Source organism: Metabacillus dongyingensis, assembly GCF_019933155.2.
Taxonomy (GTDB): Bacteria; Bacillota; Bacilli; order Bacillales; family Bacillaceae; genus Bacillus_P; species Bacillus_P dongyingensis.
This window is the reverse complement of the sequence record NZ_CP082944.1, coordinates 2,695,698-2,721,258: the sequence shown is the minus strand read 5'-3', so window position 1 is coordinate 2,721,258 and position 25,561 is coordinate 2,695,698. Positions and strand designations below refer to the sequence as shown.

Genomic DNA, 25,561 nt, shown 5'->3' with positions numbered 1-25,561 from the left:
TTCCTAAATAGGGAACAGGCTTGTTCGTAATCTTAGCGGACACCTTTCATGTAGCTTTGAATTTTAGGAGAAAGAATTAGCATCAAAAATCCTAAAAGTACAGCTATACCGCCAATGATACCAAAATAGAGAATTTCAGTTTCGGGTTTATAGAATTTAACAATTTGAGCGTTAATAGCTTGAGCAGATGCACTTGTCAGGAACCAAAGACTCATTGTCTGTGCTGAGAATGCAGCCGGAGCAAGCTTTGTTGTTGTAGATAAACCAACAGGTGACAGGCAAAGCTCTCCGAGTACAACCAGGAAGAAGCTGAGTATTAGCCAAATCGGGTTAGCAAGTGAATCTGTTCCGTTCACGTAAGCAGGAATTATCATGATCAAAAATGATAAACCTGCAAAAAACAAACCAAATGCAAATTTTTTCGATGTAGATGGCTGACGATTGCCAAGTTTAATCCAAAGCCATGCAAACACCGGCGCCAAGAAGACAACGAATAATGGATTTAACGATTGAAATAATGATGATGGAATTTCAAAACCGCCAAATTTTAATTGTGTTCGAGTATCAGCGTATGCTCCAAGAATCGTAGCTCCTTGTTCCTGTATCGCCCAGAAAACCATTGCCGCGATGAACAGTGGAATATAAGCAATAAGGCGAGAGCGTTCAACATCTGTTGACTTAGGACTGCGGTACATCACAATGAAGTAAACCGTTGGAATTAATATACCTAAAATACTGATTAAGAAAGTAAATCTTTCTATCGTCAGATAGCCGGTTGAAATGGATATAGCTCCTAAAATTCCGATAACAGCTATACCAATAGCCAATCTTCCGAAAACTTTATTTCTTTCAGAAGGAGTAAGCGGGTTTGGAACTGCTGATCCAGCCAATCCAAGATTTTTCTTTTTAGTCAGCAAGAAGACGATTAATCCTAAGGCCATACCAATTGCAGCAAATCCAAAACCTAAGTGGAAATTGTATTTTTGACCTACAGTACCAACAATAATTGGAGCCAGCAGACCGCCTAAGTTGATTCCCATGTAGAAAATGCTGAATCCTGAATCGCGGCGATTATCATCTTTGCTGTATAGATCACCCACAATATTCGAAATATTCGGTTTAAGCAACCCGGTACCGATTACAATGAAGAACATTGACACGAAAAATGCAGCAATGCTTCCAGGGAAAGCAAGAATAATATGACCAAGCATAATAAGGACTCCGCCATAAAAAACGGTACGTGTATTTCCAAGTAACCTGTCGGATATCCAGCCTCCGATGATTCCGGACATATAAACAAGAGATCCGTAGATGGACATAATGGAAAGAGCAGTAGTCTGATCAAGTCCAAGTCCGCCATCTTTCATGGAATAATACATATAATACAGAAGAATAGCTCTCATCCCATAATAAGAAAAGCGCTCCCAAAATTCTGTGAAGAATAGCGTGAACAATCCTTTAGGATGACCGAAAAAACCTTTTTGCGGTACACTTTGTACAATTTTGTCTTTATCAATCGATGACATGATACAAGAATCCTCCTTTTTACCATGTATAATAATACTACTATTAAAATTGAATTGTCAAAAAAAATCGGCAAAAATGCTAGATGAATTATTTTTTTAATATAATTTTACAAAAATGACATGAAAAAACAGGGCTTGCGTGCAGCTCTGTTTTTTCTGTCTATTTCTTTAAGTTCTATAATTAAAGAAAAAAATTACCTTGGGTCTATGCATTTCGTATGATCAGAGATAGCTGCTGACATTAATTGCGTTAATCAGTCTTCAATCAGCAAAAGGAGACTTAATTCTACTTTACAAACCACCGGTCTGTTTTTAAAATGTAGAAAGGAGGCGTCGAATTATGAAGCAATTTGAAAGAAGAGTGCGCTCAGAGAAGGCATTGCTTGAAGCTGCATCTGCATTGATTAAGGAAGTGGGCTGCGCCAAAACCACCCTTTCAGAAATCATGGAGAGAACAGGCCTGTCAAAGGGAGCCATCTATCATTATATTAAAAGCAAAGATGAGCTATTCGCTAAAGTGCTTGAAGCGAGGATTCATGAAACAAATGAAAAATTCTTTGAAAAAATGGGGAAGAGCAAAGAGGATATGACGGACCCTATCGATGTTTTATCAGAGAGTTTCGAAGCAATCAATCATCCAAAAGATGTCGTGAATCAAATCCTGTTATACTTTATCGGCAGGAATGAACAAAAAAAAGCAAAGGAAGCTCTCCGTGAATTTGATCAATGGATGTTTGAGTTTTCAAAGCTCTGGATTGTATCAGGTCAAAAGAACGGAGTGATCAGCGAGCAGATTGATGCCAATCAGACAGCTGAACTTTTTGTCCTGATGTCTTCAGGGTTTAGAATGAGAAACGTCCACAGCGGATCAAATTATGAGTTTAATACCTGTCAGTTTACAGCTATGATGAAGGATTTGTTTAGGAAAGACCCTGTTCTTTTGAAATAATCTTTATATTGAAATTATTTTACGCTTTTGGATTATAAGAATCGGTACGTCCATCAAATCTTATAAAATCAAAAAAAAAGAGAACACATTGTTCTCTTTTTTTGATTCTATTAATCTAATACTTCGACTTTTACCGTTTTACGGCCCCATTTCCTGGCTTCTGCACTAGTAGGCATCAAAACATCTATTTTATGATTGACGATTGCACCGCCTGTATCACCTGCAATAGCAACTCCATAACCTTCAACCCAGACTTTCTTGCCCAGAGGAATGATTTTTGGATCAACAGCAATGAGTTTCATATTTGGATTTTCTTTAATATTTATTCCAATGGCCGTATAGTCGCTGGCCGTATCTTCATGGCTGTAAGCAGTAGCAGTTACATAGAAGATTTTGCTTTCATCTTTTTCTTCTTTTGGAGGCTCGTTGGCAGCGGGTTTACCAGCAGATACAGGTTTGGCTGCTGCAGCTTCTTTCTTTTTCACTGCTGCAGCTTTGGCAATTGCCGCTTCCTTTGCTTTTGCCGCTTCTGCACGGGCGTTAGCTTCAGCAAGAAGAGCTGCCTGCTCTTTCTTTTTCGCTGCGGCAATACTTGCGGCCCGTGCAATTGCCGCTTCCTGTTCTTTTTTAATGCTTGCTTCAATTGATTTCATTTGAGCCTGTAGAGCTGATTTTTCCTGTTCAGCAAGGGTCACTTCTGTTGAAATTTTTTGATATTCAGCTTGAAGGGCAGTCATTTTCTTTTGTCTGTTCAGCATTGCTTCTTCAAGCTTGGCACCGCTTGATGCTAATGTTTGCTTCTGTTCAGTCAGCAGAACCTCTTGTCTGTCAATCTCTTTTTTATCTTCTTCGATTTTCTTTAAATCAGCCTGCTGCTGCTCTAAAATGTCATTATCAGCATTTAGGAGAGTGGCAACTGCTCCAATTCTCTCAAATAAGTTCGAAACACTTTCCGCATTAACTAATGTATGAATGACAATATCAGCGTGATCATTCTCCTGAAGGGCTACAAGCCTTGCATGCATGATTTCCTCACGGCTTAATACCTTGTCCTGAAGTGCAACAATTTCTATTTTCTTTTCATCGATTAATTGATTTGTCTTTTTAATCTTTTCTTGAATGGAGGCGTATTCTTTTTCATTTTTTACAACAAGAGCTTCCATGTTCTGAAGTTCGTTTTCCATTTTCTGTACAGCGGTATGTACTGCTTGCTTTTGTTTTTCTTTTTGATTCAGCACTTCCTGATTTTGGTCAAGCTGCTTCTCAGCTTTATGCAAGGTGTCCTGATTCGTTTGCGCTAGGGCAGTGTTATAGCTTGATAGAGTAACAAAACCAACAGAAAGCGCGGCAATCATACGCATTGAAAATCTCATAAAACAACCCCTTTCTTGTAGTTTAGTTATACCACAAAAGAGGGGCCTTTTAGATTACAAATCTGTTAAATCATTCAATATGCGACAAATTAATGAAAATAATCCATGACAAATCGTCAAAGGCTGTCGGTTATTGCTGCCACTCTTTTAAGGTTTGATCTGTGGGGAGCAGGTAAGCAAGTGCTCCTAAAATCGGCAGACAAGCGATGCCTGTCATTACAGATGTTAATCCAAAAGCGTCAATCAATGAGCCTAAAGCAACAGAACCAATTGCCCCCATTCCAAATGCGAGCCCGACTGTCAAACCGGACATTGTGCCAATCTTTCCCGGAATGAGCTCTTGGGCATAAACAACAGTTACAGAAAAGCTTGAACTTAATATAAAACCAATTGCAGCGATCAGCGGATATGCCGCTATTGGACCTGCAAACGGCAAAATGAGGGCAAAAGGCGCTGTAGCAAGCAGGGAATAAAGGATAATCGTACGTTTGCCGAAACGGTCTGCCAAAGGCCCCCCTGCAAAGGTTCCAAGTGCACCCATGACAAGAAAGATAAAGATATAAACCTGTGACTGGGCAATACTTAAATCATACTTTTCAATCACATAGAACGTGTAAAAATTTGAAATGGCACTTCCATACCATGAACGTGCAAAAACGAGAAATACGATAACGGCTAATGCAGAAAAAATGGCTTTCGTCAGTTTTACCTCTTTTTTCTTAGTGCCATTTTTCTTTTCTTCTCTTCTAATATCTGAAAGTTTTAATGTGTACCAGTTTGCTATATAAATAAGGAAAATAACTGCAAGAGCTGCTGCAATAGTGAACCAAATCGCGCCAAACTGCCCGAATGGAACGAGAATGAGCGCTGTAATCAGCGGAGCAGATGAAGATCCTGTATTTCCTCCGACTTGATAAATTGACTGCGCGAGGCCGCGTCTTTCTCCAGCTGCTAAATATGCCACTCTTGACCCTTCAGGATGAAAGACCGCAGAACCTAGTCCAATGAAAAAGACACTTAATAAGATCATTGAAAAAGAAGGAGCAAATGAAAGGCCGACAATTCCGATTAAGCTGCTCGTAAGCCCGATAGGCAGGGCATAGGGCATTGGTTTTTTATCTGTATACCAGCCGACAACCGGCTGCAGGACAGAGGAAACCATATTGAGCGTAAAGGCAATAAGGCCAAGCTGGGTAAACGTGAGCCCCATCGTATTTTCAAGAATCGGAAACATCGCAGGGATAACGGATTGAATTGAATCGTTTAATAAATGACATAAACCAATGATGAAAAGGATGTTGTAAATAGTCGGAGACGGTTTTGAAACCGGTTTTTTTAATGAAGCTGCGTTTTCCATTTTATGAGTCCTTTCTCAACTGAATATTTCGATAGACGAAAAGTATTTTACCACAAAATGAGTGGTAAGAAATCAAAAAATTCAAATAAAAAATGCTTTTGCACAAGAAAGCCTTGAATGTTCATGTAAAAAGAGTAAAATAGACTTTAAAATTTACCTGAAAATTTAATTATTAGGGGTTGTTCGCATGAAAGTGGTTAAGTTTGGAGGAAGTTCGTTAGCATCGGGAAATCAGGTTAAAAAGGTATTTGATATCGTCACATCTGACCCTGATCGAAAAGTGGTCGTTGTGTCAGCGCCCGGCAAACGGTATGCAGAAGATCGCAAGGTGACGGATCTTTTAATTGAACTTGGCGAAAGGTCTTTGCGAGGGGAAAGAGCACCCGAATATTTGACTGCTGTTATTGCCCGGTATTCTCAAGTGGCAGAAGAGCTGAAATTGCCGGCTGAAATCGTTTCCAAAATCGAAAATGATCTTATTGAACTGCTTGATGCAGATAAGACTCGGCAAGACCGATACATAGACGCAATAAAAGCAAGCGGAGAAGACAGCAATGCAAAGCTGATTGCTGAATATTTTAAAAGCAGAGGCATTGAAGCATCTTATATAAATCCAAAAGATGCAGGGCTGTTTGTAGAAGAAACTTGCGGAACAGCACAAGTTCTGAAAAAATCTTACGAAAATCTGAAAGCTTTAAGGGAACTTCCCGGCATTCTTATTTTTCCAGGATTCTTTGGCTACAACGAAGCAGGAGAAGTTGTGACGTTTTCGCGAAGCGGCTCAGATATTACCGGATCCATCCTTGCAAATGGAACAGGAGCAGACCTATACGAAAATTTCACGGATGTGGATGCGGTTTATTCAGTTAATCCTAATGTGGTTCCAAATCCAAAAGAAATCCGCGAGCTTACCTACCGGGAAATGCGTGAGCTTTCTTATGCCGGATTCTCTGTTTTTCACGATGAAGCGCTGATTCCTGCTTTTGAGGCCGGTATTCCTGTTCACATTAAGAATACAAATAATCCGGAAGCTGCAGGCACCAGAATTGTGAACGAAAGAAAAAATACGAATGGACCTGTTATCGGCATTGCCAGCGATGATGATTTCTGCAGTATCTATGTAAATAGATATTTAATGAATAAAGAAATTGGATTCGGACGAAAATTGCTCTCAATTTTAGAGGATTTCGGGTTAACCTATGAGCACAGTCCATCTGGAATCGATGATCTAAGCATTATTCTGAGGCAAAAACAAATGAATGCTGAGACTGAAGAGCTTATTTTAGAGCGGATCCGCACAGACCTGAAGCCGGATGAGGTGACAGTGGAACATAATCTGTCTCTAATTATGATGGTGGGGGAAGGCATGCGCCATAATATCGGCACAGCAGCCCGTGCTTCAAAAGCTCTCGCAGAAGCAGGCGTCAATATCGAAATGATCAACCAGGGATCATCAGAAGTCAGCATGATGTTTGGTGTAAAAGAAGCTCAGGAAAAAAAAGCTGTTCAGGCACTTTATGAGGAATTTTTTGTAAGCGTTTATGCATAATTAAAGGGAGCACTGCTGGATTAGAGGCAGTGCTTTTTTATTGATTTGGAGCTGAAGTCTCTGCGGGTTATTTATTACTGGAAATAATCATATCGAAATCCCTCCATTTTTTATCGAAAACTCTCATTTGTCGAGCAAACCCTCTAATGGTGACATCAGTACTTAACTGACAATTTTTATCGAACTGCGATATAATGATGGAATATACCGATAATTCGGAAATAAGGAGGAAGCTGAGTTTGATTAAGAAGGTTGCTGTTATTGGATCTGGAACAATGGGGCACGGCATTGCCCAGTTATTTGCTGCTGCTCACTGTCCGGTGACGATTTATGATTTAAGAGCAGAATTATTAACGAAAGCTCGACGAATGATTATTCAGAATTTAGAGGTAATGAAAAAGGAATCTTACATAAACAGTGATGAACAAAAAGCAACGCTGGAAATGCTCTCTTATTCAACGGACCTTAGCGAAGCTGTTCATGACGCTGATCTGATTATTGAAGCAATTCCTGAGGTGCTTGAGTTTAAGCTGCAGTTATTTAAATTGCTCGAACCGATGATAAGTTCAACTGCAATTGTCGCATCCAACACTTCTACATTTCCGATTACAAAACTTGCTGAAGAGTGCCCTTTTTCTGAGCGCTTGCTCATCACCCATTTCTTTAATCCTGCTCATTTAGTCAAACTGGTTGAAGTAGTTAAACATGAGCACACTCTGCCATGGGCAGTAGAAGAAGTTAGCCATCTTTTAAAAGCTGCAGGCAAGAAAGTTGTCATTCTTAATAAGGACATTCCGGGTTTTATTGCGAACCGCCTGCAGGCTGCAGTAGTCAGGGAAGCTTTTTATCTGCTTGAAGAAGGCATCGCGGATGCAGATGACATTGATAAGGTCATGTCTGAAGGACCCGGCATGAGATGGGCCTTGAACGGACCTCTGCGGATTGCAGACATGGGAGGGCTTGATATTTGGGAAAAGGTAACCGGAAATTTGTTCCCGGAACTCGACTGCAGCACGGAAGCTCCGCGGTTTATTGTGGAAAGCGTCAAGCAGGGGAATCTGGGTTCAAAAACCGGCAAGGGTATTTATGAATATAGCGGCACAGGAGAAGGGAACTTAGACATCAGGGATAAACAGCTGATTCACTTGCTTAAAATGTAAGCGTTTTACAGAATGGAGAAAGATCAGATTGAATTCATTTGCTGGTACTTGCGGCAAATGGCGGGTATATCGGGATTATTTTGGAGGCAAAAAAATAGCCGTGCATCCCCCCGGTTCCTTTGATTGCGATTACGACTACAGCAGGTTCAGGCTCTGAAGCAACAGACGTAACCATCATAGTTGAAAATTATATAATGGAGAACGAGGAAAAAAGTGGTCATACAGCGCTGGTTCAATTAACATGACGGCAAGGTGAAAATATTGTATAGTTAAAAGCTCAGACAGGCAGGCTCAGGATATACGGGCTTGCCTCTTTCATTGAACGGAGCAGATTACCTTGATTACAACGAAAACCTATATAAAAGAATGGCAGCAGGCCCTTCAAATTGAAATCGGCTATTTAAAGAAATATGGGAGCACGAAATACCGTGTTGCAAATGGACATCTATTATCAGCTGGGTTTACTTACTATTTTGAGAGCAGCGGCAGTCTGAAAATTCCCGTTGGATCCTCAGTCAAATTAGAATGGGACGGAGTAAAGCACAAAGGAAGAGTCCTCTCTTCAGAAGGACAAAGCATCATTCTATCTTTTGAAAGATCGTTTGGAGATCTCATTCATGAGGCTTTTCTTTTCCACGACCCGTGGGAACTGCTTGAGGAACTAATTGCAAGGCTTGATGACATGAAAAAAAGCAAGATTAAGAGGGCCAGAATCAAAAAGCTGATGGATCCCTCGATGCCTCCAAAACATCCGTCAGAGAAAGGGAAAAGCTCAGTCCATGAATTGTTTATAAGGTCAAAATACAATCCGGTCACTTTCGTTTGGGGACCTCCCGGCACGGGGAAAACCTATACTCTTGCAAGAACAGCAGCCAATCATTATTTTAAAGGAAAACGTGTGCTGATTCTGTCACACAGCAACAGTGCTGTGGATGTATTAATGAAGGAAATCGCAGTTTTTATTCATAAAAAGGAGAAATTTATTGAAGGGGAACTGCTGCGCTATGGTACTGGGAGCGCTGACACGGCCTTTCCTGTACCCCTTACAACAAGTGAACTCCTTCTGCAGAAAGACCCTGCATTATCAAAGGACAGATATCAGCTTCTCGATGAAAGAAAGCTCTTAAAAAAGGATTTATCGGATTCATTCAGCAAGCGGGATTCCAATCAGCTGCTTGATCTTGAAACAAGAATCAGCAGAGTCCTTGAGAAAATACGCAAGCAGGAATCTGAATTTGTAAAAGAAGCATTTATAGTTGGAACAACACTTGCTAAAGCAGCAAGTGATTCAAACATATATGAAGACGAATTTGACGTTGTTATTGTCGATGAGACAAGCATGGCTTACGTACCGCAGGCAGCGTTTGCTGCATCGCTTGGCCGGCGGGTGATTCTGTGCGGGGACTTTAAACAGCTGCCGCCTATTGCCTCTTCTCGTCATGAACTCGTTGAAAAATGGCTGAAAGAAGATATTTTCATCCGCTCAGGTGTTTCAGACATCAAACAAGATTTACATCCGCAAATGCTTCTCTTGAAAGAACAGCGAAGAATGCATCCGGAAATCTCTGCATTTACCAATCAATATGTTTATCAAAATCAAGTAGGCGACCATGAAAGTGTCAAAAAAAGCAGAAATCAGCTTGTAATAAGAACTCCTTTTCCCAACAGAGCATCCATTTTGCTGGATGCAAGTTATACTGGCGAGCATTGTATAAAAGAAAGGACGTCGCATTCCAAGTTTAATTTGTGGCATCTGCTGCTTTCATTTCAAAGCATCCACGAATCCTATCTCTCTGGTGTAAGATCAATCGGCTATGTGACACCATACCGGGCACAGGCTTCTCTGATGCAGCAGCTTTTAGGTGATTTATATGAAGAAGAACTCCTGAATGCAGATATTCTTGCAGCAACCGTCCATAAATTTCAGGGCAGCGAGCGGGATGTGATGATTTTTGACAGTGTTGACAGTTTTCCGGAGAATCGTGCCGGAATGCTGACTGCGGGTAAGGACAGTGAAAGACTTATCAATGTTGCCATTACAAGGACTAAGGGAAAATTCATACATGTCAGCAATACAGACTTTATCCGTAAAAACGTATACCGCAGCAAAGCACTCAGACAGCTAGTGGATCATCAGGAGAAAAATCATCAGTCCGTCACTCATCAGCATATTGGAAAATGGATTCAGCACCATCATCCAAAATTGAAATGGATGCACGCTCTAAAACAGGAACCACTATTTGAAGACATCTGTTCTGCCAAGCGACGGATCATTCTTTCACTGCCGAAATCTATGAGTCTTGAAAAGGATTTGACCAATGTCCTGAAGAATGCTGGGCATGGAATCACTCTTTCGGTTATATCTGACAGTAAGCCGGTGTTTAAATGTACTTGGATTCAAGAAAATCTGCCATTCCCATTTGTTATCATTGATGACCAAATATTATGGCTCGGACAGCCATTTGAAGGAGCAAACAGAGTGCAGCCTCCGTATGTAGCTGCGAGGCTGTATTCCCCAAAAACCGTTCAGCATTTTCTGACACAGCTCTCCTTTTCATAAAAAGAGGAAGATCGGCCATTTTCTCGAATAAGTAGTGTTGATAAAAGAATGAAGAAGGGGGAACAGAATGGAGTACAGGTTATTTCCCGCTGCTGATTCAGATAAGGCAATCGAAAATTTAGTGCAATGTTACATCTATGATTTCACTGAATTTAACAATGACAAAGTTAACGGACAAGGCAGATTCAATGATTATCCTTATTTCGAAAACTACTGAACTGAAGAAGGGCGATTTCCTTATCTGATCAATGTAAAGGATGGTATGCAGGTTTTGTCTATGTAAGGTACGATGCATCTGAAGAGCATTTTTCGATGGCGGAGTTTTTCATCATGAAAAAATTTCGGCGATCAGGTCTCGGTAAAAAAATTGCCAACAATGTTTTTCAGATGTATAGCAGGAAATGGGAAATATTTCAAATTGAAAGGAATAAACCTGCTCAAAGCTTTTGGAGAAAGGTAATTGAAGAATATACAGCAGGGGATTATACAGAGCGTATGGTAAATGAACCGTGTCATTCAAACTTTTTGTTCCAAAGAACTGGAGGGAGCTTTGTGAAAACGTTCAGATCACCCAATAAAATTGTAACTGGTGAAGGATCTATTCAAAATCTTCTTCACCTTATTAATGAATATCACGCTTCTAAAGTTTTTATTTTTGCCGATCCAATTTTAATCCAACTTGGAGTTCTTTCTCCAATCGAACAGACGCTTGAAGAAAATAAAATCCAAATCGAATGCTATACAGAAATTCAGCCTGAACCGCAAGTTTCTATTGGTGATGGTGCAGTCAAAGCTCTCAGGAACTCAGGAGCTGATCTTGTCATTGGCATAGGCGGCGGCAGCTGTCTTGATATAGCTAAAGCTGCATCCGTTCTTGCAAAAAATGAAGGCACAATTGCGGATTTTTTAAATTTATCAGGAACAAAAATACTGTCAGAACGGGGATTGCCTAAAATCATGATCCCGACAACATCAGGCACCGGTGCAGAAATGACGGATATAGCCGTTTTTTCATTAGAAGAAACAAAGGATGTCATTACTCATGACTATTTGCTAGCAGATGCCGTCATCATAGATCCGGAATTAACTTATTCTCTGCCGCCGCGAGTAACGGCTGCAAGCGGGATTGATGCACTGACACATGCGATTGAATCCTTTTTATCCATTAATGCCACGGTTATTACAGATACTCTGGCATTAGAAGCAATAGAAAAAATTGCTTCTAGTATCGGCACAGCAGTCTGGCAGGGCGCAAACCGCGAAGCCCGGAGCAGTATGTCATGGGGAAGTATGCTTGCGGGACTCAGTTTTTTTAATGCGGGTGTCGCCGGTGTACATGCTTTAGCTTACCCGCTAGGGGGCTTATTTAAAGTTTCACATGGAGAATCAAATGCTGTGCTGCTTCCATATGTCCTTGACTATATTTTGCCGTCCTGCTTACATAAAATGACGATTCTTGCTTCTTCGCTGGGTATTGAGAGAAACGGCAAAAGCGATCGTGAGTTCGCGCAGTCAGCCGTTTTAGAAATTAGAAATCTGATGGAAGATGTTGGCCTGCCCCATACTCTTCAAGAATATGGCATTACTGAAGAGGATATTGAAAAATTAGCGGCGGGCGGCATCAAGCAAACAAGACTGCTTGCAAGAAGTCCAAGAGCCTTTCAGCTCAAGGATGTGAAACAAGTCTACCATGCAGCCCTATACGGAACGTTAAAGGCAGAGGGAGTGATGAAGCATGTTCCATACAACAATTGAACCGCGAGTTTCCGAAACAGATGGGGTCGGCCATATCAACAATACAACAGTGCCAGTCTGGTTTGAAGCAGGAAGAAATCAGCTCTTTGCTTTATTCAATCCTGAATGGTCTTTTAAGGACTGGAAAATGATTATTTTAAACATGAATGTCGATTTTATCAGCCAAATTTATTACGGCAAAGAAGTCGAAGTCTATTCCTGGGTGAAAAGAATCGGAAACACAAGCTTAGAGCTTTATGAAGAAATTCATCAGGGCGGGGAATTATGCGCAAAAGGGACAGCTATCTATGTGCATTATAATGTTCATGAAAAAAAATCAGAACGCATTCCGGACGCCATTAGACTGGAATTACAGAACCATCTCTATACAAACATGTAAGTTTTCAAAATTAAAGCTTGTTTTTTCTGAAATTTCAAAATACACTAGTAACATACCAACTGGTTAGTATTTTAAAGGATGGAGTGAATGTTATGCATTTGCGTTTAACAGATGAGCAGAGAATGGTTCAAAAAACAATCCGTAAATTTGTTGAAAATGAATTAATGCCACTTGAAAATACCGTTCTTAGAAATGAATTAGAAGGAAAGCCAAGTCTTTCAAAAGAAAAAATGCACGAGCTTCAGCAAAAGGCGAAGCAGTCCGGCTTTTGGGGCATTAACACACCTGAAGAATACGGCGGTGCAGATATCGGGCAGATGATGCTTGCCATTGTGCAAATGGAAGTATCCAAAACATTCGTTCCGTTCCGCTTTGGCGGCTCAGCAGACAACATTCTCTATTATGCAAATGAAGAACAAAAGGAAAAGTATTTAATTCCTACAATTAATGGCGACAAAAAATCCTGTTTTGCAATGACAGAACCGGCAGCAGGATCTGATACAAGAAATATTCAGATGACAGCAGTAAAAGACGGCAGCGAATGGGTCCTAAATGGTGAAAAAACGTTTATTACAGGCGGAAATGAAGCTGATTTTGTTATGGTTATTGCGATAACAGATAAAGAAAAGCACAGGTCAACAGGCCGTGACGGCGTCACATGTTTCATCGTTGACCGGGATATGGGATGGACGTCTGAATATATTCATACAATGGGCGAGTGGGGACCGGCCAGCTTATTTTTCGATGGAGTCCGCGTGCCTGAAGAAAACATTCTCGGTGAATTGCACGGCGGGTATAAACTCGGGCTCGAATGGATCGGTTTTGCAAGATGGATCGTTGGGGCAACAGCTGTCGGAGCAGCCGAACGCCTGCTGCAGATGGCCATTGATTATTCAAAAGAACGCGAAACATTCGGAAGGCCGATCGCTGACCGTCAAGCCATTCAATGGCAAATTGCAGACTCAGCAACTGAAATTGAAGCTGCAAAATGGCTTGTCCTAAATGCTGCGTTCACGCTTGATCAAGGTGAGGACAACCGCCACTTGGCATCAATGGCCAAACTATACGGCTCTAATATGGGGAATCGTGTTGTTGACCGCGTTCTCCAAATCCATGGCGGAATGGGCTATACAAGAGAACTTCCGATTGAACGCTGGTATCGTGAGGCCCGCCTCTGGAGAATTTATGACGGAACAGATGAAATTCAGCGCTTAATTCTTTCCCGCAATCTTTTAAAAGGAAATGTCAAAATCGGACAATTCATCTAAAAAAGGAGGCGAAACCCATGTTCAAACACTTAATTGGAAGCGCTTCCGGAAAAGTAAAGAACTCTATTGAGAAGGGAACAGTCAGAAAATTTGCTGTAGCGATCGGAGATGAGAACCCTCTTTTCATAGATGAGGCAGCCGGAGCCCGTTCAAAATACAAGCGGAATCTGGCACCGCCAACCTTTCCCGTTACCCTGAGCTACGGCACAATTGAAGGATTGAAGCTGCCGTCTAAAGGTCTGATACATGGTGAACAGTCGTTTCATTATGAAAAACCGCTTTTAGTAGGCGATACCGTCTATTGCTCTTCTAAACTTGTAAACTACAGGGAGAGAAAAGGGAGCGGGGGAAGCATGGGCATGCTCACTATTGAGAGACTGGGAGAGACAGAAGAAGGAGATTTGATTTTTTCAATGAAACAAGTCGTTATTATAAATGAAGCAGTCAGAAAGGTGATGAACGTATGACAATTGCTGATTTTCGGTTGGGTGATCCCTTAAAGGACATCACACTTCCGCCTGTCTCAAAACTGGATCTCATCAAATATGCTGGAGCTTCAGGCGACTACAACCCAATTCACACCATTGACGAAGAAGCAGAAAAAGCAGGTCTGCCGGGCATCATTGCACACGGCATGTGGACAATGGGCAGCCTGTCTAAACTCTTTTCTCCGTTCTATGAGGAAGGCTTTATAGAAGCTTATACGATCCGGTTTAAAGGAATGGTTTTCCTGGGTGATGTGCTGACTCATCAGGCGGATCTTTATGAGATGAACGATGAATCTGCAAAGTTTCATGTGAGGGCTGTTAATCAGGATGGGACAGAGGTTGCTAAGGGGGATGTTGTATTTAGAAGGATATAATAAATAAGCCTCTTATCCTGAGGATGAGAGGTCTTCTTTATTAGAACTGAAGAAAACATGTTTTATTTGGAACCATGAGTCTTATCATCAATAATAAATTCAGATATCTGTTTTTTTCCATGTTTCCACTTTTTGAATTTGGCATATTCCTGAAAATTTTTAAATTCCTCTTTACTTAGTCCATCCGCAATTGCTTTGTTCAATAACTCCCGCCATTCATCATCAATGTTTTCATTAAAATGATCCCTTTCATACCCCAGAAGATATTCTAAATCAACCTCCAGAGTCATTGAAATTTTCTGCAAAAACTGCAGCGACGGGTTTTTTTGGATGTTTCGTTCAATATAACTTAAATAAGATTTGGAAACTCCAGCAAGCTCAGCAAGCTCACTAATTGAATACCCCTTTTCCTGTCTTAACTCCCGTAAGCGATCACCAACCATTTCTTGTCTCCTTAATCAGCCAATTCTGATAAAATAGTAACTTGCTCTTTCATTATAAGGAACATATCGTTCTTTATAAAATATCAAAATTGTGTGATTAAGCGAGTATTAGTGAGTAATCAAGAGATTTTTGTTCTTTTTAACGAAAAAACAAAGAATTTTGACGGTTTTTACAATTAGGTAAAATAGCATACATTAATAACAGCTCATATTATCGAAAACAAGATAATTGTCAGTATAAGAAGAAAACAAAAATAGAATGATAGAATATATTTGAAGAATTCATAATAATATAGAACTATCTGCTTGACACGTTCTTTATAAAGAACTAAAATAAAGAACATATTAGAAAATCGAATCTCTTTTTATTTACTATCAATGTTCTTTATGAAGAACTCTTATTTTGAAAGGTGGAACCTATGAAAAATCATAATTTTCATGATGACCCTTTGATCTCTGGAAAAGAAAAGGAAATCGATCTTAAAGAAATTTTTACAGTAATTAAAAGGCGTTTTTGGATGATTGCAGTGATTACGCTGCTGACCACTATGTTTGCAGGTTTTTACAGTTATTTTTATACGAACCCTTTGTTTGCCACCTCTACCCGCATTACAATCAATACTACTGCAGAAACAATAAACACACTGAACGTCATTATAAAGGATCCAGCTGTTCTTGAGAAAGTGGCAGCAAAACTGGATTTGAAACGTTCAGGGGAAGCACTCAGCGGCCAGATCAATGCTGAAACAATAGGAAGCTCACAAGTTATCAATATTTCAGTGATAGACTCAGATCCTGTGCTGGCGGCTAAAATTGCTAATACCACAGCTGAAATCTTTAAAGATGAAATTCCTGGGTTTATCGTCATTGATGGCATGGAGATATTAGCTAAGGCCAAGCCGAACTATTACCCTATCAATGAAAATCATTCCAGATACATTATGATGGGGGTTATCGCAGGAATCATCATTGGAGTCGGCCTTGTTTTCTTGCTTGATTCACTGGATGACAGTATCCGCAGCAAGAGAGAGGTAGAAGAGATTTTTGATGCGCCAATTCTGGGTGCTGTTTCAAAAATGTCAAAGCGGAATACAACAAAAGGAAATGTAAAAAAGAAACAGCACTTAAGGAGTGAAACTTTTGGTTCAAAATCCATTTAACACGGTTCCGCCAAGAAAAAAAAGCTTAATTTCTTACTTCAATCCAAACAGCCTGATTTCAGATCAGTATCGGACGATTTTGACAAATCTGCAATTTGCTTCTATTGATCAAAAGTATCGCTCCCTTCTCATTACCTCTCCGGGATATGGAGAAGGTAAGTCCACCACTGTCACCAATCTTGCGGTTTCATTTGCCCTTCAGGGAGAAAAAGTACTGCTGATTGACGGTGATTTAAGAAAGCCTGCCATACATAATGCATTTAAACTTGAAAATACCGTTGGACTAACAAATGTTTTAATCGGAAATGCCGTTTTAAGTGAAGCGATTCACCAAACAGAGATAGGAAGGCTGGCTATTTTAACAAGCGGATCGATTCCGCATAATCCTTCCGAAATCATAGCATCTCAGGCAATGAGAGACTTGATGGCCAAACTGCATGATCAATACGATTTGATCTTGTTTGACTGTCCGCCCGTTCTTGATGTGGTTGATACGAAAATCTTAGCCAATGAATGTGATGGAATAGTACTGGTCGTTAATAACGGCAAAACAGATAAAGAAGAAGCGCTGGAAGCAAACAAAATCCTGTCAGCCTCAAGAGCATCACTGCTTGGTATCGTGCTCAACGAATATAAATAAAAAAATTTACAAAATTCGTTCTTGATTAAGAATATCTGGTAATGTCTCCTATCCATTATCAATGGAGGCACTCGATCATGCTGTGGGCCTTGAAAGCCTTAGACGCGAGTCGTCGGTAGTGTGATGTGAGGAGGGGTTAAATGCCCCAATTCATATAAATTTTAACTTTATGTTTTTTCAAAAGAGCATAAAGTTAAGATTTATATCAAAGAAAAGGGAGTGCTATTCTTGAATCCATTTGATCATTACCCGAAATCATTGAAGAAAATGGTTCGCTATATTAAGCAGGATGCAAGCTTAGAGCAGCTGAATGAAATAAAAAAACTCATCGATGTTTCCATTTATAAAAGATCGCTGATTCTTTCAAAAGGGACCGAAAGAAAAAAAGAGTTCGCAGGAGGCTGAGCTGATGACCTACAATCGAAGGCTGTCATTATTAATAATAGTTGATTCAATTATCGTTCTTTCTGCCATCTTCTTCAGCCGCTTCCTTCTAGAGGCAGATCTGCATGTTCTTACAATCCCATTAGTCATCAGCTCACTCACCTTATTAATCAGTCATCATATTTTTTCTTTCATATATAAGCTTTATAACAAGGCCTGGGAATACGCGAGCATCGGGGAACTACTTATTATTTTTAAAGCCATAACTTACTCAATCGCTGCAACTGCTGTCATGCAGCAGCTGGTTGAAACTGAAATTCATTTCAGACTGCTGGCAGTAACCTGGATGATTCATATGCTTTTGATAGGAGGCTCTCGTTTTTGCTGGAGAATGATCCGTGATACATACATAAGCAAATCAAGCAACAAGAAAAGAACCTTAATAATTGGTGCAGGCTCAGCTGGAACTATGGTCGCAAGACAGCTGAAAAAAAGTGCAGATACAGATATGTATCCAGTTGCTTTTATTGATGATAATGTCCACAAACAGAAACTTGATATTCTTGGCATTCCGGTTATAGGCGGGGTAAGTGCAATTGAAGAAAAAGTACGTGAGTTTGAAATTGATAATATTATCATAGCCATTCCATCTTTAAGCAAAAAAGGATTACAGAATATTTTTAATGAATGTCTTAAGACAAAAGCGAAAACGCAAATCATTCCCATGCTTGAAGATTTAATTACCGGAAAAGTTTCTGTCAATCAAATCCGGGAAGTCCGTGTAGAGGATCTTTTAGGACGCAAGCCTGTTGAACTTGACATTGAAAGCATTTCTGAAAACATTTCAGGAAAAACCGTTCTCGTAACAGGGGCTGGAGGATCCATCGGCTCCGAAATATGCAGACAGATTACAAAGTTTAAACCAAACAAGCTGATTCTTTTGGGTCACGGGGAAAATAGCATTTACTCCATCGAAATGGAGCTGAGAGCAGAAGCAGAAAAATATCAAATCGAACTTGTAACCGAAATTGCGGATCTTCAGGATGAGAAAAAAATGTTTGAAGTCATGGGCAGACATCAGCCCTACATTGTGTACCATGCAGCCGCCCATAAACATGTACCGCTGATGGAACGAAATCCAGAAGAAGCTGTAAAAAACAATGTTATTGGCACACGTAATGCTGCCAGTGCTGCGAGATGGGCCAACGTTGAGATCTTTGTCATGGTTTCAACGGATAAAGCTGTAAATCCCACTAGCGTCATGGGTGCAACTAAAAAACTTGCTGAAATGCTGGTTCAGCACTTTGACCAAATTAGCAAGACAAAATTTGTAGCTGTCCGCTTTGGAAATGTTTTAGGAAGCAGAGGCAGCGTGATACCGCTTTTTAAGAAGCAAATTGAAAAAGGCGGTCCCGTAACAATTACGCATCCGGATATGGTCCGTTATTTTATGACCATTCCAGAAGCTTCAAGGCTTGTCTTGCAAGCCGGAGCACTCGCACGGGGAGGAGAGATCTTTGTTCTTGATATGGGCGAACCTGTCAAAATTATTGATCTTGCTAAAAATCTAATAAAAATGTCTGGGCACTCTCTTGACGACATTGAAATAGAAGTCACTGGCATGAGGCCTGGCGAAAAACTGTTTGAAGAATTGCTTAAAGATGATGAAGTACATGAACAGCAAGTGTATCCGAAAATTTACGTAGGGAAAACAGCTACTCTTTATATAGAAGAAATCCAACATATCATCGATACATTTTCTGAAATGGAGAAAAACGAATTGCGCGAACAGCTGTTAGATCTCGCCAATCATCGTGTTCCTGTTAGCGAGCTATTGTCGATACCTAGTTAAAAGGAGATTACTTATGAAAGTCAAAAAGGCTATTATTCCAGCAGCAGGACTTGGCACAAGATTTCTGCCAGCCACAAAAGCGATGCCGAAAGAAATGCTTCCGATAGTAGATAAACCAACGATTCAGTACATTGTCGAAGAAGCAGTAGAATCAGGCATTGAAGACATTATCATTGTAACAGGTAAAGGAAAAAGAGCGATTGAAGACCACTTTGACAACTCATTTGAACTCGAACAAAACCTTTTAGAGAAGGGTAAACTAGAGTTATTAAATGAAGTTCAAAAGTCTTCCAAACTCGTGGATATTCATTATATTCGTCAAAAAGAGCCAAAAGGACTTGGGCACGCGATCTGGTGTGCACGCAAATTTATCGGAAATGAACCATTCGCTGTGTTACTCGGTGATGATATTGTCGCAGCAGAAAAACCTTGTCTAAAACAAATGATCGAACAATATGAACGCTATAATGCCTCAATTATTGGCGTGCAGCATGTATCTGACGAAGAGGTATCCAGATATGGAATCGTAGATGGCGCGAAAATAAGTGACCGCTTTTACAATGTGAACCATTTAGTAGAAAAGCCGAAGATGGAAGAAGCACCTTCTAATTTAGCCATCCTGGGCAGATATATTTTAAGTCCAAGAATCTTTGATCTATTAAACAATCAAAAGCCAGGAGCAGGCGGAGAAATCCAGCTTACAGATGCCATCGCCGCTCTTAATCAGATAGAAGCCGTTTTTGCCTATGACTTTGAAGGCATCCGCTATGATGTAGGTGAAAAACTCGGCTTCATCAAAACAACCATTGAATTCGCTCTTAAACATAGCGAACTGAAATACGATTTGCTTCATTACTTATCAAATCTAATGGAAAAAGAATTCTCCAAAAAATAATGAACGAAAACACTCGTGCAATTGAGTGTTTTTTGTTCGAGCAGGGTGATAAAAATGCCTGACAAAGTGCTTTTTACGGCAACAGTTGATTACCACTTTAAAAGCTTTCATCTACCAATACTAAAATGGTTTAAAGAACAGGGCTGGGAAGTTCATGTAGCTGCACTTGGGAATATTGAACTTCCATACGTTGACCAGAAATACAACCTGCCCATTCAACGGTCACCATTTAATAGTAGAAACTCGGTTGCATACAGTCGATTAAAAGACATCATTAATGAAAATAACTACGGTATCATTCACTGCCATACACCTGTTGGAGGAGTTCTTACCCGGCTGGCTGCAAGAAAAGCAAGAACAAAAGGCACAAAAGTCATCTATACGGCACACGGCTTTCACTTTTGCAAAGGTGCGCCGCTTCAAAATTGGCTGACTTTTTACCCAATCGAAAAATGGCTTTCAGCTTATACGGATTGTCTGATTACGATTAATGAAGAAGATTATCTTCTGGCAATGGATCGGCGATTTGCAGCTGGAAAAGTTGAACACGTTCATGGAGTAGGGGTAGACACTGAAAAGTTCAAACCGATTTCGGAAAATGAAAAAATGAAAAGAAGAAAAACATTCGGAATGGAGCAAGATGACTTCATTTTGTTCTACGCAGCAGAGTTTAACAAGAATAAGAACCAGCAATTTTTGCTGCATGCCATGTCTCGATTAAAAGATAATCTCCCAAACGCTAAACTTCTCCTGGCTGGGGAAGGAGCTCTTTTAGAAGAATGTAAACAGCTTGCTAAAACGCTCAGTATCGAGCAAATGGTTCATTTCTTGGGATTCAGAAAAGATATTGATTCCATCTTGCCAATGTGTGATTTAGCAGTAGGATCTAGTCTTCGTGAAGGACTGCCGGTCAATATTATGGAGGCTATGGCCTGCGGGCTGCCTGTTGTTGCTACTGAGAACCGTGGGCATAGGGAGCTTGTGGTGGATGGGGTGAATGGATATCTTATTAAAAATCAAGAAGTTGAACTGTTATCAAGAAAAATCAATGACGTCGCCAAATCAAAAAGATTACTCGGGAATTTAGGATTAATGAGTATTAAAAAAATAAAAAAATATGAATTATTAAGTGTCAATTATGAACTTTCAGAAATCTACTCCAGATACATGTTGAGGGATACCAATGAAACCAAAGATCAGTATAATCGTGCCTATATATAATGTAGAAAAATATTTATCCAGATGCTTGGATAGTCTTCTTTTTCAGACATTTAAAGATTTTGAGATTATAGCCATCAATGATGGTTCAACAGATTCAAGCGGAAGTATTTTAGATGAATATGCTAAAAAACATAATGAAATTGTTGCTATACACAAAAAAAATAATGGAGTATCTTCAGCACGAAATGATGGATTGCAAAAGGCAAAGGGAGCATATATAGGATTTGTTGATCCGGATGATTGGATTGAAGAAAGAATGTACGAAGTCCTTTATCTAACTGCAGAACAAGAACAAGCTGACATCGTCATGTGTTCGTACATTCGTGAATTTGAAACACATTCAAGAGAGAAGAATTTTAATGAAGCTGACAAAAGTAAATATATAGATGAGGAATTGAAAACGAAAATACTAAGAAGATTAATTGGACCGATTGAAAAAGAGGTATCAAATCCAGAATATCTGGATGCCTGGGGGACAGTTTGGTCGAAGCTTTATAAATCTGAACTGATTAAACAAAATAAACTGGAATTTGTAGATCTAAAAGAAATAGGAAGCAATGAAGACACATTGTTCAATATTCAAGTTTTTTATCATGCAAATTCTTTTGTATTTCTTAATCAGCCTCTATATCACTACTGGCGCGTGAACGAGACATCTGTTACATCAACATATAATAAGAAATTGGTTCATCAATTTGGAACACTTTATACTAAAATGGAAGACTTCCTTCAAGAAAAAAAACTCAGCGGAGAGTTTCAAACAGCATTAGCGAACAGAATCAGCATAAATACACTTGGATTAGGATTGAATACCATCAGCAGAGGAAACTCAAACTCAATCATAAAAAAAATAATCGAATTAAATCAAGTTTTAAAAAGCAAGCATATAAAACGTTCATTGAACCAATTCGACATGCAGCACTGTCCAATTGTTTGGAAAACGTTTTTTTTCTTTGCAAAAAACCGCATTGCATTAGGATTATTTATGATGTTAACATCCATAGAATTTCTAAGAAAAACGGTGCGTTAGGAGGGAATAAGATGAAACCGATGCGTGTTTTGCAGGTAGTTACTATCATGAATCGCGGTGGTCTTGAGACGATGCTGATGAATTATTACAGGCAAATGGACAGGAACAAGATTCAATTCGATTTTATGGTGCACCGTGTGGAAAGAGGCCATTATGACGATGAAATTGAAAGTTTAGGCGGACATATATATCGAATGCCACCAATACGTCCTGGAAATTATAGAAAATACTTTCATTCATTAAAAGATTTCTTTGCAAAGAATAGAGATTATAAAGTTGTCCATGCTCACAACAATGAAAACAGCAGTTTTGTTTTAAGAGAAGCAAAAAAGGCAGGGGTACCAAGCAGAATTGCTCATAGTCATTTAAGTGATTTAGGAATTGATCTGAAACTGCCATTTCGCCTTTATGCCCGATATTATATGAAAGATAATCCAACACAATTTTTTGCCTGCTCTAAAAAAGCGGGTCAATGGCTTTTCGGAAAGAGGAATGATATTACGGTTCTCAACAACGCAGTAAACGTGAATGACTTTAGTTTTAATCAAGAAGTAAGATCTGAAATACGAAAGGATCTAAACATTGATGATCAGTTAGTAATAGGTCATATAGGAAGATTCAATAAACAAAAAAACCATGATTTTTTAATCGAAGTGTTTAAATCTATCCACGACAGAATGCCTAACTCTCTTCTGCTTTTAGCAGGTGAAGGCCATTTACGTCTTTCCATAGAAGATAAAGTGAAAAGACTTGGTCTTTCAGAAAATGTCCATTTCCTTGGAGTTCGCAAAGATGTACAAAAACTGATGCAGGCTATGGACGTATTTCTTTTTCCATCATTATTCGAAGGTTTGCCGGTTGTTTTAGTAGAAGCACAAGCAGCAGGCCTAAAGTCGTTTGTTTCAAATACGGTTACAGAAGAAACAAATGTTACTGGACAGCTAGAGTTTTTAAGTCTTAAAGATCCATCTGAAAGCTGGGCAAATAAGATTTTATCAGCCACATATGAACATAAAAACACTTTAAAAATCTTACGTGAAAAGGGTTATGATACTTCAACCATGTCACATTGGCTAACAGAATTCTACTTTAATCAATCTAGTAAAGAAGTGGAGGTATAATCTTTGAAACCAACCTTAACAGTCTTTACACCTACTTATAATCGCGCCTACACTCTGCATCTATGTTATGAAAGTCTAATGAGACAAACAAGCAAAGATTTTGTTTGGCTCATCATTGACGATGGATCTTCAGACGGTACAAGCGAATTAGTAAAAAAGTGGCAGAATATAAACGCAGTTCCCATCATTTACCACTATCAAGAAAATCAAGGAATGCATGGAGCACATAATGCAGCATACGAAAGAATCGATACAGAATTAAACGTGTGTATTGATTCTGATGATTACATGGCAGATGAAGCGGTTGAAAAAATCGTTCAATTCTGGAAAAAATACGGAAGTGAAAAATTTGCAGGAATTGTTGGTCTTGATGCCACTCCACTAGGAGAAATTATTGGCACAAAAATGCCTGATCATTTGAATGAGTCTACACTTTCTGGCCTCTATGCAAAGCATAAGGTAAAAGGAGATAAGAAATTAGTATACAGAACAGAACTTACAACAAAAACACCTCCTTATCCAATCTTCCCAGGTGAAAAATATTGCCCTTTAAGCTACAAGTATCTTCTCATTGACCAAATGAATCCATTACTTATCATGAATGAAATTTTGTGTCATGTGGAGTACTTACCTGATGGCTCGAGTTTGAATATGATTAATCAATACAAAAGAAATCCTAATGGATTTGCATTTTTCAGGAGAATTGGCATTCAATTTTCACCGACCTGGAAAGATAGGTTCAGAGAATCGGTACATTATGTTTCAAGCAGTCTAATGATTAAGAATAAACGATTTTTATTTGACTCACCTAAAAAATGTTTAACTTTACTGGCAACACCATTAGGAATACTATTATATTTTTATTTAACTAATACAGATAAAAGAACAGTAATAAATAATAGGTATCCTGGTTGTTGAAAGGAATTTATTTATGACAATAATGTGGATAAACCTAACAGTGGTATATGTGCTTTCGTTTCTAGCTAGATATTTTTCAAGACCGATTTATTATGAATTTCATTATGTAAGACATAATAAAATATTAATATTTTTAGCTATTACTTCATTAGTACTGGTTTCAGGACTTAGAAATAATATTGGTGATACCTACTTTTACTTAGACAGTTATTCGAATAGCGATTTCACCTGGGAAGATATCAAATCTAAAAAAGACCCTGGATTTAATGTTTTACAAATGATTTTAAAAATCATATCAGAAGATCCTCAATTCCTTTTATTGGTAACAGCGCTAATAACTAATTTATTAATTGGCATCACATTATATAAATATTCAAGAATGGTAGAATTGAGTTTTTATGTCTATATTACATACGGAATGTATATTGTTTCAATGAATGGAATTAGACAGTTTTTAGCTGCCTCGTTAATTTTTATAGCAACAAAATATCTATTAGATGGTAATTTTAGAAAGTATGCTATTTTTGTAATAATTTCTTCTACAATTCATCAAAGTGCATTGGTACTTCTACCAATTTATTTTATAGTGCGAAGAGAAGCTTGGACAAAGATTACATTTATTTTATTAGGACTTGCAATTTTTATTGTAGTTGGATTTAATCAGTTTTCTGAAATGCTTTTTGCATCCTTAGAAAATACTCAGTACAGTCACTATAGTTCTTTTGAAGAGGGGGGTGCAAATAAAATAAGAGTAATTGTAGATTCTGTCCCTGTTATTATAGCTTTTTTAGGACGTGAAAAATTAAAAAGGCTTTGGCCGAAAAGTGACATAATAGTAAATTTATCAATTATTAATTTAATTTTCATGATTATAGCTACTCAAAATTGGATATTTGCTAGATTTAATATTTATTTTAGTTTGTACAATCTGATTTTAATATCTTGGATTATTTATTTATTTAATGCCAGTAACAGAAAATTTGTTTACTATTCCTTAATTATTAGTTATTTAATTTATTTTTATTATGAACATGTGATTTCATTAAATATACTCTATCAAAGTGATTATATTTTCTTTTTTTAAGTAATACATGTTTATAATCTATCCCGTTAATTCTTTTATAAAATAATTGTTGACATAGTATAATTGATTTGAAAA

At 38.8% G+C, this 25,561-nt stretch carries 24 protein-coding genes and 1 pseudogene; 21 read left to right on the top strand and 4 right to left on the bottom strand.

Translation table 11 applies throughout. The features are described 5' to 3' along the window. Nucleotides 1-32 precede the first annotated feature (32 nt). A complete protein-coding gene (locus tag K8L98_RS13500) occupies nt 33-1,526 on the bottom strand; it encodes a peptide MFS transporter (RefSeq protein WP_223435411.1) in 1,494 nt (497 codons plus the stop codon). A 340-nt stretch (nt 1,527-1,866) separates the two neighbouring features. Here K8L98_RS13500 and K8L98_RS13495 point away from each other — a divergent pair, with 340 nt between their 5' ends. Then, the gene (locus tag K8L98_RS13495; RefSeq protein WP_223435410.1) at nt 1,867-2,475 is read left to right on the top strand and encodes a TetR/AcrR family transcriptional regulator; all 609 of its coding nucleotides are present in this window, start codon (nt 1,867-1,869) and stop codon (nt 2,473-2,475) included. Between the two features lie 110 nt (nt 2,476-2,585). Here K8L98_RS13495 and K8L98_RS13490 read toward each other — a convergent pair whose 3' ends face one another. Together K8L98_RS13490 and K8L98_RS13485 are read right to left on the bottom strand one after the other, a co-directional pair. Beyond that, nucleotides 2,586-3,848, bottom strand: a complete 1,263-nt coding sequence (locus K8L98_RS13490; RefSeq protein WP_223435409.1) for a 3D domain-containing protein — start codon at nt 3,846-3,848, stop codon at nt 2,586-2,588. A 130-nt stretch (nt 3,849-3,978) separates the two neighbouring features. Next, nucleotides 3,979-5,205, bottom strand: coding sequence for an MFS transporter (locus K8L98_RS13485; RefSeq protein ID WP_223435407.1), 1,227 nt, complete (start codon nt 5,203-5,205; stop codon nt 3,979-3,981). 187 nt (nt 5,206-5,392) lie between these two features. On the opposite strand from K8L98_RS13485, the gene K8L98_RS13480 reads away from it, so the two are divergent. The 10 genes and pseudogenes from K8L98_RS13480 to K8L98_RS13440 all read left to right on the top strand — a co-directional run bounded on the left by K8L98_RS13480 (nt 5,393) and on the right by K8L98_RS13440 (nt 14,738). Continuing rightward, on the top strand, nt 5,393-6,754 hold the full coding sequence (locus tag K8L98_RS13480; RefSeq protein ID WP_223435405.1) for an aspartate kinase: 1,362 nt from the start codon (nt 5,393-5,395) through the stop codon (nt 6,752-6,754). 239 nt (nt 6,755-6,993) lie between these two features. Next, on the top strand, nt 6,994-7,914 hold the full coding sequence (locus K8L98_RS13475) for a 3-hydroxyacyl-CoA dehydrogenase family protein (protein ID WP_223435404.1): 921 nt from the start codon (nt 6,994-6,996) through the stop codon (nt 7,912-7,914). Nucleotides 7,915-7,958: 44 nt separating this feature from the next. Further along, nucleotides 7,959-8,093: pseudogene (locus K8L98_RS26875) on the top strand (iron-containing alcohol dehydrogenase); the annotation flags it as partial. A 158-nt stretch (nt 8,094-8,251) separates the two neighbouring features. After that, nucleotides 8,252-10,474, top strand: coding sequence for an AAA domain-containing protein (locus K8L98_RS13470; RefSeq protein ID WP_223435402.1), 2,223 nt, complete (start codon nt 8,252-8,254; stop codon nt 10,472-10,474). A 67-nt stretch (nt 10,475-10,541) separates the two neighbouring features. Next, entirely contained in the window at nt 10,542-10,691 is a 150-nt protein-coding gene (locus K8L98_RS13465; RefSeq protein WP_223435401.1) for a hypothetical protein, read from the top strand. A 113-nt stretch (nt 10,692-10,804) separates the two neighbouring features. Next, nucleotides 10,805-12,229, top strand: coding sequence for an iron-containing alcohol dehydrogenase (locus K8L98_RS13460; protein ID WP_223435400.1), 1,425 nt, complete (start codon nt 10,805-10,807; stop codon nt 12,227-12,229). Continuing rightward, the gene (locus K8L98_RS13455; RefSeq protein WP_223435399.1) at nt 12,210-12,608 is read left to right on the top strand and encodes an acyl-CoA thioesterase; all 399 of its coding nucleotides are present in this window, start codon (nt 12,210-12,212) and stop codon (nt 12,606-12,608) included. The genes K8L98_RS13460 and K8L98_RS13455 overlap by 20 nt, the downstream gene beginning before the upstream one ends. Before the next feature lie 92 nt (nt 12,609-12,700). Then, the gene (locus K8L98_RS13450) at nt 12,701-13,876 is read left to right on the top strand and encodes an acyl-CoA dehydrogenase family protein (RefSeq protein ID WP_223435398.1); all 1,176 of its coding nucleotides are present in this window, start codon (nt 12,701-12,703) and stop codon (nt 13,874-13,876) included. A gap of 17 nt (nt 13,877-13,893) precedes the next feature. After that, a complete protein-coding gene (locus K8L98_RS13445; protein WP_223435397.1) occupies nt 13,894-14,343 on the top strand; it encodes a MaoC family dehydratase N-terminal domain-containing protein in 450 nt (149 codons plus the stop codon). Beyond that, nucleotides 14,340-14,738, top strand: a complete 399-nt coding sequence (locus K8L98_RS13440) for a MaoC/PaaZ C-terminal domain-containing protein (protein WP_223435395.1) — start codon at nt 14,340-14,342, stop codon at nt 14,736-14,738. The genes K8L98_RS13445 and K8L98_RS13440 overlap by 4 nt, the downstream gene beginning before the upstream one ends. Nucleotides 14,739-14,800: 62 nt before the next feature. Here K8L98_RS13440 and K8L98_RS13435 read toward each other — a convergent pair whose 3' ends face one another. Continuing rightward, nucleotides 14,801-15,181 (bottom strand): helix-turn-helix domain-containing protein, encoded by a 381-nt coding sequence (locus K8L98_RS13435; protein WP_223435394.1) that lies wholly within the window; start codon nt 15,179-15,181, stop codon nt 14,801-14,803. Nucleotides 15,182-15,600: 419 nt separating this feature from the next. On the opposite strand from K8L98_RS13435, the gene K8L98_RS13430 reads away from it, so the two are divergent. The 10 genes from K8L98_RS13430 (at nt 15,601) to K8L98_RS13385 (ending at nt 25,486) form a co-directional block, all read left to right on the top strand. Continuing rightward, nucleotides 15,601-16,341, top strand: a complete 741-nt coding sequence (locus K8L98_RS13430; protein WP_223435393.1) for a YveK family protein — start codon at nt 15,601-15,603, stop codon at nt 16,339-16,341. Further along, nucleotides 16,313-16,981, top strand: coding sequence for a CpsD/CapB family tyrosine-protein kinase (locus K8L98_RS13425; protein ID WP_420828787.1), 669 nt, complete (start codon nt 16,313-16,315; stop codon nt 16,979-16,981). The genes K8L98_RS13430 and K8L98_RS13425 overlap by 29 nt, the downstream gene beginning before the upstream one ends. A gap of 228 nt (nt 16,982-17,209) precedes the next feature. Next, complete coding sequence (locus K8L98_RS13420; RefSeq protein WP_223435390.1) at nt 17,210-17,386, top strand: hypothetical protein; 177 nt, start codon at nt 17,210-17,212, stop codon at nt 17,384-17,386. Nucleotides 17,387-17,390: 4 nt separating this feature from the next. Continuing rightward, complete coding sequence (locus tag K8L98_RS13415; protein WP_223435389.1) at nt 17,391-19,217, top strand: polysaccharide biosynthesis protein; 1,827 nt, start codon at nt 17,391-17,393, stop codon at nt 19,215-19,217. 13 nt (nt 19,218-19,230) lie between these two features. Continuing rightward, entirely contained in the window at nt 19,231-20,112 is an 882-nt protein-coding gene (gene galU, locus K8L98_RS13410) for a UTP--glucose-1-phosphate uridylyltransferase GalU (protein WP_223435388.1), read from the top strand. A 54-nt stretch (nt 20,113-20,166) separates the two neighbouring features. After that, nucleotides 20,167-21,333, top strand: a complete 1,167-nt coding sequence (locus K8L98_RS13405) for a glycosyltransferase family 4 protein (protein WP_223435386.1) — start codon at nt 20,167-20,169, stop codon at nt 21,331-21,333. Beyond that, nucleotides 21,296-22,363, top strand: a complete 1,068-nt coding sequence (locus tag K8L98_RS13400; protein ID WP_223435385.1) for a glycosyltransferase — start codon at nt 21,296-21,298, stop codon at nt 22,361-22,363. Before K8L98_RS13405 ends, K8L98_RS13400 begins: the two co-directional genes overlap by 38 nt. Before the next feature lie 11 nt (nt 22,364-22,374). Beyond that, a complete protein-coding gene (locus K8L98_RS13395) occupies nt 22,375-23,484 on the top strand; it encodes a glycosyltransferase family 1 protein (protein WP_223435384.1) in 1,110 nt (369 codons plus the stop codon). Between the two features lie 3 nt (nt 23,485-23,487). Next, nucleotides 23,488-24,402 carry a glycosyltransferase family 2 protein gene (locus K8L98_RS13390; RefSeq protein ID WP_223435383.1) on the top strand — a complete coding sequence of 305 codons (915 nt, stop codon included), beginning with the start codon at nt 23,488-23,490 and terminating at the stop codon, nt 24,400-24,402. 13 nt (nt 24,403-24,415) lie between these two features. Continuing rightward, complete coding sequence (locus tag K8L98_RS13385; protein ID WP_223435381.1) at nt 24,416-25,486, top strand: EpsG family protein; 1,071 nt, start codon at nt 24,416-24,418, stop codon at nt 25,484-25,486. Nucleotides 25,487-25,561 lie beyond the last annotated feature (75 nt).